Source organism: Pseudomonas sp. P5_A12, from assembly GCF_056400685.1.
The window spans coordinates 1-11,797 of record NZ_JBFUKU010000177.1; the positions used below are offsets into that span (position 1 = coordinate 1).

Annotated in this window: 11 protein-coding genes; 5 read left to right on the forward strand and 6 right to left on the reverse strand. The window is 58.4% G+C overall.

Translation table 11 applies throughout. The features are described from left to right. Positions 1–45: 45 nt before the first annotated feature. On the reverse strand, positions 46–810 hold the full coding sequence (locus AC1DSG_RS20845; protein ID WP_477792574.1) for an SDR family NAD(P)-dependent oxidoreductase: 765 nt from the start codon (positions 808–810) through the stop codon (positions 46–48). 86 nt (positions 811–896) lie between these two features. On the opposite strand from AC1DSG_RS20845, the gene AC1DSG_RS20850 reads away from it, so the two are divergent. Then, positions 897–1,574, forward strand: a complete 678-nt coding sequence (locus AC1DSG_RS20850; RefSeq protein WP_477792575.1) for a TetR/AcrR family transcriptional regulator — start codon at positions 897–899, stop codon at positions 1,572–1,574. Here AC1DSG_RS20850 and AC1DSG_RS20855 read toward each other — a convergent pair. From AC1DSG_RS20855 to AC1DSG_RS20865, 3 genes are all read right to left on the reverse strand, one after another. After that, positions 1,519–2,823 (reverse strand): MFS transporter, encoded by a 1,305-nt coding sequence (locus AC1DSG_RS20855; RefSeq protein ID WP_477792576.1) that lies wholly within the window; start codon positions 2,821–2,823, stop codon positions 1,519–1,521. The two genes, AC1DSG_RS20850 and AC1DSG_RS20855, sit on opposite strands and share 56 nt — an antisense overlap. Positions 2,824–2,908: 85 nt before the next feature. Next, positions 2,909–3,712, reverse strand: a complete 804-nt coding sequence (locus AC1DSG_RS20860) for an enoyl-CoA hydratase-related protein (protein ID WP_477792577.1) — start codon at positions 3,710–3,712, stop codon at positions 2,909–2,911. A 1-nt stretch (position 3,713) separates the two neighbouring features. Further along, a complete protein-coding gene (locus AC1DSG_RS20865; protein WP_236218368.1) occupies positions 3,714–4,553 on the reverse strand; it encodes an amidohydrolase family protein in 840 nt (279 codons plus the stop codon). Between the two features lie 467 nt (positions 4,554–5,020). Between AC1DSG_RS20865 and AC1DSG_RS20870 the strand changes: the two genes are divergently transcribed. From AC1DSG_RS20870 to AC1DSG_RS20880, 3 genes are all read left to right on the forward strand, one after another. After that, entirely contained in the window at positions 5,021–6,355 is a 1,335-nt protein-coding gene (locus tag AC1DSG_RS20870) for an MFS transporter (RefSeq protein ID WP_477792578.1), read from the forward strand. Between the two features lie 66 nt (positions 6,356–6,421). Continuing rightward, complete coding sequence (locus AC1DSG_RS20875) at positions 6,422–7,669, forward strand: OprD family porin (RefSeq protein ID WP_477792579.1); 1,248 nt, start codon at positions 6,422–6,424, stop codon at positions 7,667–7,669. 84 nt (positions 7,670–7,753) lie between these two features. After that, entirely contained in the window at positions 7,754–8,467 is a 714-nt protein-coding gene (locus tag AC1DSG_RS20880; RefSeq protein ID WP_477792580.1) for a GntR family transcriptional regulator, read from the forward strand. 9 nt (positions 8,468–8,476) lie between these two features. Here the strand turns inward: AC1DSG_RS20880 and AC1DSG_RS20885 are convergent, their stop codons facing one another. Both AC1DSG_RS20885 and AC1DSG_RS20890 read right to left on the reverse strand, forming a co-directional pair. Next, positions 8,477–9,427: a PDR/VanB family oxidoreductase gene (locus AC1DSG_RS20885; RefSeq protein ID WP_477792581.1), complete on the reverse strand. Its 951-nt coding sequence runs from the start codon at positions 9,425–9,427 to the stop codon at positions 8,477–8,479. Between the two features lie 88 nt (positions 9,428–9,515). Beyond that, positions 9,516–10,574 (reverse strand): Rieske 2Fe-2S domain-containing protein, encoded by a 1,059-nt coding sequence (locus AC1DSG_RS20890; RefSeq protein ID WP_477792582.1) that lies wholly within the window; start codon positions 10,572–10,574, stop codon positions 9,516–9,518. Between the two features lie 401 nt (positions 10,575–10,975). On the opposite strand from AC1DSG_RS20890, the gene AC1DSG_RS20895 reads away from it, so the two are divergent. Then, positions 10,976–11,722, forward strand: coding sequence for a 3-oxoacyl-ACP reductase family protein (locus AC1DSG_RS20895; protein WP_477792583.1), 747 nt, complete (start codon positions 10,976–10,978; stop codon positions 11,720–11,722). Positions 11,723–11,797 lie beyond the last annotated feature (75 nt).

Below are 11,797 nucleotides of genomic sequence, written 5' to 3' on the forward strand. Positions count from 1 at the left end.
GGAGCACGCAGGGCCAGAGCGCAACTCTGGCCCGAAAGGATCAGATCAGGTGGTCTTGGCGAAGCCGCCATCGATGACAATGGTTTCGCCGGTGACAAAGTGCATGTGCTCGATCAGGGTCAGCACCACTTCAGCTACGTCAGGCATGGTCACACAGCGCTGCAAGGGCGTGGCGCGCGCGCGACGGGTCATCAACTTGTCGTAGTTGTCGCCCAGCATCCATTCCATCCACTCCCCTTCCATCCAGCCCGGGGCGATTGCATTGACGCGTACCTTGGGGCCCAGTGCGTTGGCCAAGGTCTGAGTCATGCTGATGACGGCCGCCTTGGACGCCGAATACGGCAGCGGCTGGGCACCGGGGCGCATGCCCACAATCGAGGCGGTGTTGACCATGCACGGCCGGGGTGCCTCGAACAACAGGGCCTTGGTGTGCTTGGCGATCAGGAACAGGCCGCGCACGTTCACTGCAAATACCCGATCCCAATCTTCCACTTCTATCTCGTCGAACTTTTTCGGTGGCGTATCGATGGACACGCCGGCGTTGCTGCAGACGACGTCCAAGTGGCTGTACTGCTCACGGATGGCGGCGACCATGGCTTTGACACTGTCCTCATTCGACACGTCGCACTGCAGCAACATCGTCCGCGCCCCAGCTGCCTCGCAGGCTTGAACCGTGGATCTGGCCGAGGCTTCGCTGCGGCTGTAGTTGACGATCACGTCATAGCCGGCCTTGGCCAGTGCCACGGCCACGGTGGCGCCAATGCCGGATGCGGAACCTGTGACCAGAGCGACTTTTTTGGATTGGGACATGTTCAACCTCGTTATTGTTTTTAAAAGAACATGTTCATTTTTAGACATGATCATATTATTTGTCAAGGCCCGGACCATCACTTAAGATGAGGCCTCTCAAACCCCGACAAAATCAGAAAAATCAAAGGTCTGACATGAACGTAAAATCGAATGCCCCGCTGGGTTTGCGCGAACGAAACAAGCTCGACAAATTCCTGCGAATCCGTGCAGCGTCGAAAAAACTCTTCACCGAGAACGGCTTTGAGCCGACCACAACGCGGCAAATCGCCCAAGAAGCAGACGTAGGTCTGTCGACGCTTTTTCTTTACGCCACCGACAAGCGCGACCTACTGTTTCTGGTGTTCAACGACGATCTTGATGAACTGACCACACGGGCTTTTGCCGACTGCCTCGCCGATCGGCCGCTGCTGGAGAATCTGCGCAATGCACTGCGGCATTTCTTCGTGTTTTACGGGCAAGACAAGGTGATCTCACGGGACCTGACCCGAGAGATCACCTTCTATACAACGGGGATGCAGAGCGAGCGCTTCCAGGCGACCCGAGCGCGTACCATCGATTCGATCTCGACCCTGCTCGGCCATGCTCGAGCCCAGGGGGAAGTGCGCTGCCAGGAAGACGACAGCATGATCGCCAAGACCATGTTCTATCTATTGGCAGCGGAGATTCGCATGTGGTTAGCGGACGACTCGCAAGATCCGGAAGATGGTCTCAATGAACTGATGAAGCGCTTGAGCCTGATAATGCATGGTTTGCAGGCGAGCTGACCTCGGGGGCCTTCTGCTCCGCTTGGAGATTCGGATAACGACCCACACAGAGCATCAGTACACAGGCCACCACCATGCAGCAGGCGAACAACAGCAGGACGGCGTCGTAACTGCCATATAGCGTCTGGCCAACGCCCATCAACAGCGGCCCAAAGGCGGTGCCCAAACAGAACAGTCCGAATAGGTAACCGTAGATTTCACCAAAGGCGCGCAAACCGAAATAACGAGCGATCAGGTAGGCAATCAGGTCCACCTCCGCGCCGACACCCAGGCCAATCAAGGCAGCGCAAAACATTGCCGTGCTGCCGGTGGCGCCGCTGTAGAGCAAGAGGATGCCGATCACCGGGCCGATGAAGAAAAACACGGTAACAAAAGGTGCGAAAAGATAATCGAGCAAGTACCCCGCGCCCACGCGGCCGACGATCAGCGCGATGCCAATGATCGAGGCGATGCGAGCGGCTTCGCCGGCCGGTATACCGCGATCGGTGAGTAATGGCACGAAGTGCACCGAGCAGCCGTTGATCGCCAGAGCCGCCAGGAAAAACGCGGCACCGATCAGCCAGAACGTGCGGCTGCGCAGCGCCTGCCCCACACTCAAGCCAACCTTGTCCGGTGAATGAGGCAGGCCATCCGCGGTGGGCTGGTTGTCTGGGAAAAGCCCCAGATCAGCAGGCTTGTTCTGAAGTTTGCAGGCCACGCCACCGGCGCCGAGTACAATCACCAAGCCCATCACCGCATACGCCAAGCGCCAGCCCAATGCGGCCACGGCATGCTGCGCCAGCATGGGCAGTAACGCAGCACCGATGCCTATACCCGCCATGCTCAAGCCAAGGGCCAGGCCACGGCGGCGGATGAACCAGCAACTCACTGCCATGGCATAAGGCGTGGGTGTGCCGCCGGTGGATAACAGGCCAATCACGCTAAACGCCAGATAGAAAAGTACTAGATTGGCAGGCAAGAGGCCTAGCGACATGATCCCTACGCCGAACAACAGCAAGGCCGGAATTGCCACCTGGCGCGCGCCCTTGCGATCAATAAGCCGACCAATCCAGGGAGTGCACAACGCGGCCGTGAGGATAGCAATGGTCAAGCCCAGCGACACTTGAGAGCGGCTCCAGCCGAACTCGGCGCCCAAGGGTTTCATGAAAATGCCGAAGGTAAATACCAGAACGGGGCCTTGGCTGATGATCATCCCCATGATCGATGCGATCACGACCCACCAGCCGTAAAACATGCGCGACGTCTTCATTTCCTGTCACCTGTGATTATTTTTATTCAGGTAGCGGTACCGCCGTCTGAGCGTACCGTATCGGGTGGAAACCGGGTGTAGTGCTTCAGCATCCTCGCCATTGCGGTCGACGTTTTTCGGTAAAGGCACGCGGACCTTCAAGGCTGTCTTCGCTGGACTTGCGCTGCTCTTCCGCGTCGTAGCGCCGGGCCACGGCGTCGGCCAGCGGCAGGCCAAGGCCTTGCATGGCACAGGCCTTGGTTGCGCGAACCGCCAGTGGCGCACAAGCCAGAATGTCCGCCACCCACTGCTCGACGGCCTCATCGAGCAGGTGCGCGGGAACCACTTCGTTGATCAGGCCCAGCTCGTAGCCTCGTTGCGCGGTCATTGCCCGCCCAGTCAGCAGATACCCCATTGCCGCCTTGAGACCTATCTGGCGCGGCAGACGATGTACACCGCCCGCCGTGGCAATCAGCCCACGCCTGGGCTCGGGCAGGCTGAGTTGGGCATGTTCGGCGGCAACGATGATGTCGCACGCCAGGGCCAGTTCCAGTCCGCCGCCATGGGCCGAACCGTTGAGCCGTGCGATCAGCGGCTTGGCGAAATTAAAGCGGTCGGTCAAGCGTGTGGTGCGCAGCCATAAAGCAGCTTCAGCCTGTTTTTGCGCCTCATCGGCAACTGCCATTTCAGCCAGTTGCTTAAGGTCGCGACCGGCACTGAAGGCTTGGTCACCCTCCCCGGTCAGTACCCCGAGCCACAGTTCGGGGTCAGCCTCCAGCTCGTCGCATGCCAGGCTCAATTGATGGTAGGTAAGCGGGTCCAGCGCGTTGCGAACCTGGGGCCTGTTAAGGCGGATATAGAGCACGTGCCCGCGCCGTTCGGTCAGCACATTGTGCTGCTCGCTGCCCATGTCAGAGGCCCAGCACGCGTTCGGCGTTTTTGTGGAAGAACAGCTCCAGCACTTCATCGGAGTAGCCCAGCTCGTTCCATTCCTTGAACAGCCGCTCATGGGGAATGCTGGGGTAGTCGCTACCAAACATGACCTTGTGCTTGAGCCGCCCGCGAATATCACGTTTTAGCGCCTCGGGCAGGTATTTTGGCGCCCAACCGGACATTTCCCAGAACACATTGCCCTTGTGCAGTGCACAGACGGTGGTTTCGTCGATCCATGGGTAACCTGGGTGCGCCATGATGATGGTCAAGTCCGGGAAGTCAGCCGCCAGGGTATCGATAGACGATGGGTGCGCATGCCGGGTCTTGGCCCCAAAGCCACCGGGTAGGCCGGCGCCCATACCTGTCATGCCGACGTCAATCATCACCGGCACTTTCAGGGCGTTGATTTCCTCCCAGAGCGGGTAATAGCGCTGATCATCAACACTGAAGTGCTGCATGATGGGATGGAAGTGAAATCCAAGCATATTCAGGTCGCGGATCGCATGCTTGGCTTCATCAATCGCAACCTGCCCCATAGCCGGCTCCACAGCACCCCAGGCCTGAATGATGCAGTCGTGGCGATCTCGCATACCAGCCACATAGTCATTGTCGCAGGGCACAGTATTGATGGTTGCACGTAGATCCAATGCCACCAGCACCGCCTCGATGCCGGCGCTTTGAAACTCGCGAACCACTTCTTCCTCGGTCTTGGCCTTCCAGTCTCGGTGCCAGTATTCCGCTAAGGCCTTGACGTATGGACCTTGGCAGTCGATCCAGCGTTGGGTATTGGGGTAGCAGTGCAAGTCGATACGGCGCATATGATCGCATCCATTGTTGTTGTTGATCATTTATGAACGCGTTCTTTATATGATCGAGTCCAGCGTATGTCAAGCGCCCGATACGAGAGTGTCTGATCGGTTAATTCGTTTAACCTCCAGCGGCGCCGGGAATCACTGCCACCAACAATGGATCCTTTATTGAACAAAAACGATCTAAGCCCGATTATCGAACACTTTTTAAAAATACCTATATTATTGTTTTTAAACGTTTTTATTGATATGCAAAAAAAACAACCCATAACAATCGTAAAAATACACTTTCCAATGGATCCATATATTGATTGACTGGCACTGCACGGTGTCAGGTACTGCGCCTGCCCCGCTCATAAAAATAACAAGGGTGTCGTGATGAATGACTTCTCAATCGGGATCAAGCTTCGGCTTGTACCCACCTACGTGTGCCTGCCTCGCTTGTCCTTTACTCAGCCTCATTTCGAGGGGCAGCCATGAGCGTCGATCTGAAGAGCGTGGTAGATGAGCGTCCCATGGCGCGGTTCCAATGGTTGGCCGTGGGCATCTGTATTGTTTTGAACATGATCGATGGCTTCGACGTGCTGGTGATGGCCTTCACGGCCTCCTCGGTATCCGCCGAATGGGGTTTGAACGGCGCGCAGATCGGGCTGCTATTGAGTGCCGGACTGTTTGGCATGGCAGCAGGCTCTTTGTTTATTGCGCCGTGGGCGGATCGCTATGGTCGTCGGCCATTGATTCTGTTTTGCCTGCTGCTCTCCGGGGCCGGCATGCTGTTGTCGGCACTGAGCCAGACGCCGGTGCAGCTGGCGTTGCTGCGTGGGTTGACCGGCTTGGGTATCGGCGGAATCCTGGCCAGCAGTAACGTGATTGCCAGTGAATATGCCAACAAACGCTGGCGCGGGCTGGCGGTGAGCCTGCAATCCACCGGTTATGCCCTGGGAGCCACCTTGGGCGGCCTGTTGTCGGTGTGGCTGCTGACGCACTTTGGCTGGCGCTCGGTCTTCTTGTTCGGTGGCGCCGTGACCCTGGCGGTGATTCCACTGGTGCTGATGTACCTGCCTGAATCGCTGGACTTTCTGATCGCCCGCCGTCCCGAGAATGCCTTGGCACGCATCAATCGACTGGCCGCCCGCCTCGGCCAGCCAGCACTGCGCGAACTGCCCGTCGCCATTTCCGCACCGATTTCAGGCCGTGGGCGCCTGGCGCAGTTGCTCTCGCCTGATTCACGGCGCACCACCCTGCTGATCTGGCTGCTGTTCTTCCTGGTGATGTTCGGCTTCTACTTCGTGATGAGCTGGACACCGAAACTGCTGGTCTCAGCAGGGCTATCGGCACAGCAAGGTATCAGCGGCGGCGTGCTGCTGAGCGTCGGCGGTATCTTCGGCGCGGCGCTGATTGGTGGCATGGCGTCGCGCTGGCGGCTGACCCGGGTGCTGTCGCTGTTCATGCTGATTACTGCGGGCCTGCTGGTACTGTTCGTCGGTTCCGCTTCATCAGTATCCATGGCACTCGGCCTGGGCCTGTTGATCGGGCTCTTTGCCAACGGTTGCGTGGCTGGCTTGTACGCGCTATCGCCGATTGTCTACGACGCATCAGTACGAACAACAGGGGTCGGTTGGGGCATTGGTATCGGACGCATCGGCGCGATCCTTTCGCCGACCGTCGCCGGCCTGTTGCTGGACAGCGGTTGGCAGCCACTGCACCTGTACGGGGTGTTTGCCGTGGTTTTCGTTATTGCCGCCGCCGTGTTGCTGCTACTCAAGCTCAACACTCAGGCGCAACCTGCTGCCGAGCTCAGCCACGCCTGACGCAATGCAAAGAGGTAGCGAGGCCTTGCCTCGCTACTGATTACTACCCCCAGGAATACAACAATAATGACTTACCTTCCTCTCCCCCGGGCCCTGCTCGGCGGTGCAATAGCGCTTGCCTTATTACCTTCAGCGCATGCCGAGAGCAGCGGCTTTTTCGAGAATTCCAAGACCAGTCTGTTGCTGCGAAATTACTATTTCAATCGTGACTACAACGATCCCGGCGCCAGCAAGAGCAAGGTAGAAGAATGGGCCCAGGGCGCTATCCTCAAGTTCAATTCCGGTTACACCCCTGGCGTTCTAAGCTTTGGCCTTGACGGTATAGCGATGCTGGGTATCAAGCTCGACAGCAGCCGTCAGACCAGCGGTTCCGACCTGCTGCCGGTGCATGCAGATGGTCACTCCGCCGACAGCTACGGGCGTGCAGGGGTGGCCGCAAAAATGCGCTTTTCTGACACTGAGCTATTTCTGGGCGAGCTCATGCCCGATGTTCCGCTGCTGCGCTACGATGACGGACGCCTACTGCCACAGACCTTCCAAGGCACCATGCTGGTGTCCCGAGAGCTACCCGGCCTGAGCCTGCAGGGTGGCCAATACACCGCCACGAGCCTGCGTAATTCCTCAAACATGCAAGACCTCTCGGCCTGGGCGGCCCCCACCGTTACTTCGGACAGTTTCAACTATGCGGGCGCCGAATACCGTTTCAACGAACAACAAACCTTGATCGGCGCCTGGCATTCGCAACTCGAAGACATCTATCAGCAAAGCTTCCTGAACCTGCTACATAAACAGAAGTTTGGTGACTGGACTCTCGGCGCGAATTTGGGCTACTTCATCGATAACGATGACGGCAGCGCACGTATTGGTAACGTGCAAAGCAATACCGGCTACGGGCTGTTCTCGGCCAACCTGGGTGGCCATACGTTGTATCTGGGACTGCAAAAGGTCAGCGGCGATACCAGCTGGATGTCCGTGTATGGCAGTAGTGGGCGCACCTTGGGCAACGACATGTTCAACGGCAACTTCAGTAACGCCGATGAGCGCTCCTGGCAGGCTCGCTATGATTACAACTTCGTCGCCGCCGGCATTCCCGGTTTGCTGCTGATGACCCGCTATGGTCACGGCGAGAACGCCACCACCAAGGCGGGTAGCAATGGCAAGGAATGGGAACGTGACACCGAGGTCAGCTACACCCTGCAAAGTGGCCCGATGAAAAACCTTAGCGTGCGGGTCAACAACGCCACCAACCGTCGCAGCTTCAACAGTGATTTCGATCAGACCCGCGTGATCGTCAGCTACCCACTGTCTCTCTGATCCTCCCGCCAGGGGCGCTAGTCGCCCCTGCATACCCACCTTCCTTGCGTTACTATGGCGAACCACTTTTTGGAAGTCGCCTGCATGAGCAAACCGGGTCAAATGGTGCTGGTCGCACTGCGCAAAATGATCGCCTCGGGAGAGCTGGCGGCTGGCGAGCGGCTGATGGAGATTCCGACGGCGGAACGCTTCGGCGTCTCGCGCATGCCGGTGCGCATGGCCTTCCTTACCCTGGAACAGGAAGGTTTGCTGGTGCGCCATGGCGGAAGGGGCTATCAGGTGCGCTCGGTGAGTGCCGACGATATCGCCGGAGCCGTGGAGGTGCGTGGGGTACTGGAGGGGCTGGCCGCGCGGCAGAGCGCCGAACGCGGATTGAGCGAGCAAGCGCAGGCGGCGTTGCACGAATGTCTGGTGCAAGGCGATGCATTATTCGACAAAGGCTACGTGACAGAAGAAGACCTTGAGGCCTTCCATGACCTCAACATGCGCTTTCATCAGGTGATCGTCGAAAGCAGCGCCAACCCGGCCATCGCCGAAGCCCTGGCACGAAACGACCATCGCCCCTTCGCTTCAGTGTCAGCGCTCGCTATCGATCGTGAAGACATGGCACGCGAATACCGGCGCTTCAACTTCGCTCACATGCAACACCACTCGGTCTTCGACGCGCTGGTCAGTCGCCAGGGTGCACGCGCTGAAGCCATTATGCGTGAACACGCCAATGCGACCTTGCGTTACGCCGAGGTATTCGGCGCGATCAGCAATAGCGAACGGATGAAAGTGATCGCGCGCGGCGAATAATCGGCTCGTTCAAAGATCCAGCACCAATAGCGCTGATTTAGCCCTCGAACAGCAGGGCGTGAACTGATCATTGGCAGCTTGCTCTTCTTCGGTGAGGAACAGGTCACGGTGATCAGGCACCCCTTCCAGCACACGGGTCAGGCAGGTTCCGCAGACGCCCTGTTCACAGGAAATTGCAATCTCGACACCGTAGCTTTCCAGCACCTGGACCACCGTCTTGTCGACTGGAATGTCGAACACCTGCCCACTACTGCCAAGCTTGACCTGGAACGACCCATCGCCACGGGTATCCACAGGCGCTGCGGCGAAGTATTCACGGTGCAACTGCCCATCGCTCCACCCTTGGGCCTTGGCGCTGTCGAGCACAAACTGCATGAACCCTGAAGGGCCACAGACATACAGGTGCAAGTCCGGCCCAGGTTTGGCCAGAACCTTGGCGGCATCCATACGCGAATCGGCTTCTTCATCGAAATGCAGGTGCACGCGATCAGAAAAGGATGCCCCTTTGAGTCGTTCGGCAAATGCCGCACGCTCACTTGAGCGAGCACAGTAATGCAGCTCGAAATCGGCACCGCTGTGGGCCAGTTGCTCGGCCATACAGAGAATCGGAGTGATGCCGATGCCACCCGCGAACAACAGGCTGCGCCGAGCCTCACCCACCAGAGGGAAGAGGTTACGCGGTTCACTGATGAACAGCCGATCGCCACTGTTGATCTGCTCATGCATGCTCTGAGAACCACCGCGCGAGGCCGCGTCCTTGAGCACACCGATCAGGTAGCGATGGCGCTCTTGCGGGTGATTGCACAGTGAGTACTGGCGGATCAGTCCGCTGGGCAGGTGCACGTCGATATGGGCGCCGGCACTGAAGCTGGGCAATGCCCCGCCTTGTGCACAGGTCAACTCGTAGCTGCAAATATCCAACGCTTCGTTGTTGCGGGATGTCACGACGACTTCAATCATGGCGAACCTTCAAGACCGGCCACCGCAGTGGCCGTGAACAAGATCAATGGGAGTGGACTGGCGTATTGCCCAAGGGCGTTCCCTTTCGCTATTTCACCGCAGCAATCAGCTCGACAGCCGGTGCTCGCTCACGGGCGATGATGCGTTCCAACACGCGCCTGGACTGCACACCACCGGCATCGATATTGAGCTTGAGCAAGTTGCGCTCAGGATTGGCCAGCAGGTTTTGCTGCTGCTGTTCGAGCATGTCGAGGTCTTCGCTGAAAATCTTTCCCTGGCCCTCGCGGATGGTGTCGGTCAGGGCTTCGTCGTGCGGATTGAAGTTGCGTGCCATACCCCAGAAGTACCAGATCGAGGTCTCGGTTTCCGGTGTAATGAAGTCGACCACAATGCTCGCGGCTTTGTGTTGCGGCTCAGCGTTGTAACCACCTTTGCCGGCGTGGGCCACGCCCACCTCAATCAAGACATGACTGGGCGGGCTGAAGCGGCAAATCTGCCAGCGGTCCACCGGCACGTCGTCGGCCAGGTTGTTGCCACGCAGGGCCATGCGCCAGAACGGTGGCGCCATGATGTTTTCCATGTGCCGCGCGGTGACCACTTCGTCACCCTGAACGGTCGTGACCGGCGGCGCTTCATCGATCTCTTTCTGGCCGATGCTGGAGGCGTGCACGTAGGTTTCGTGGGTGAGGTCCATCAGGTTATCGATCATCAGTCGATAGTCGCAATTGATGTGGAACAGCCCACCGCCGTAGGCCCACTCATCGCTGACCGCCCATTCCAGATGGTGGATCAGGGCTGGGTCAGCCTTGTCCTGCTCCCCAGGCCAGACCCAGATGAAACCGTAACGTTCTTCAACCGCGTAAGTCTTGTTACACGGAAAGCCCCGTACGCGCTGCCCTGGCATTTCGACGGTTTTGCCGTCACAGCCCATCACCAGGCCGTGGTATCCACAGACCAGGTTGCCGTTCTCGACATACCCAAGCGAAAGGGGGGCACCGCGATGTGGGCAAAAATTCTCGACAGCGGCAACCCGCCCTTCATGGCCTCGATAGAAAACGATTTTCTCACCGCATATTTGCCGCCCAAGGGGCTTGCTAGCGATCTCGTCGGGGGTGCAGGCGACATACCAGGTGTTTTTCGGATACATGAGAATCTCCGGGACAGGCTTGTTTTTATGGATCCATTTGAGCGGACCAGCCCGGCTTAAGTCAAGGTTTTTGTAGATTAATACAGATCAATGGATCCATTAAAGCCAATTCATCACTATTCAACCTTTCGAGCACCTTACATAAGCGAAGCCGCTTCCATGCCTGATCCGATCGCAGTATCCAAATTCCGGCTCGACGAAAATCGCCCACGCCCACCCTGTTGGTCACTGGTGTGGGCCGTCATCGCCGCAGAGAGTCTGGGAACGCCATTCCTGCTTGAGCGGTGATCCGACGATGACTGACGCTGTTCCAATACTAACCAACGAAGTCAGCGTGTAATCCTCAATCGATACTAGGCTCCATCAACCGAGGCATCCGCTTCGGGACTTTGGAGATCACCATGACTACTCAGAACCTCAGCGGCAAAGTGGCGTTGATCCAGGGCGGATCCCGCGGTATCGGCGCAGCCATCGTCAAACGTCTGGCTGCTGAAGGCGCAACGGTTGCCTTCACCTACGTCAGCTCCACCACCAAAGCCGAAGAATTGCAAAACAGCATCGCCACCAGCGGCGGCAAAGCCCTGGCTATCAAGGCGGACAGCGCCGATGCCGAGGCCATTCGCAGTGCCGTGAGCGCTACCGTCAAAGCCTTCGGTCGCCTGGACATCCTGGTCAACAACGCCGGTGTGCTGGCCGTTGCCCCCCTGGAAGATTTCAAACTTGAAGACTTCGACCAGACCCTCGCCATCAACGTACGCAGCGTTTTCATCGCCACCCAGGCCGCCGCCGCACACATGACCGAAGGCGGTCGCATCATCAACATCGGCAGCACTAACGCCGACCGCATGCCCTTCGCCGGTGGTGGCCCTTACGCCATGAGCAAAGCGGCGCTGGTCGGCCTGACCAAAGGCCTGGCCCGCGACCTCGGCCCACGCGGCATCACTATCAACAACGTGCAGCCCGGCCCGGTCGACACCGACATGAACCCGGCCCACGGTGACTTCGCTGAAAGCCTGATCCCGTTGATGGCGGTGGGTCGTTACGGCACAGCCGAAGAAATCGCCAGCTTCGTTGCCTACCTCGTGGGACCCGAAGCCGGCTACATCACGGGTGCCAGCCTGACCATCGACGGTGGTTTCGGCGCTTGATCCACTAGACGCAATCAAAAATGTGGGAGCGAGCCTGYTCGCGAAGACGGTGTGTCAGGCGACATAGTTGTCGTC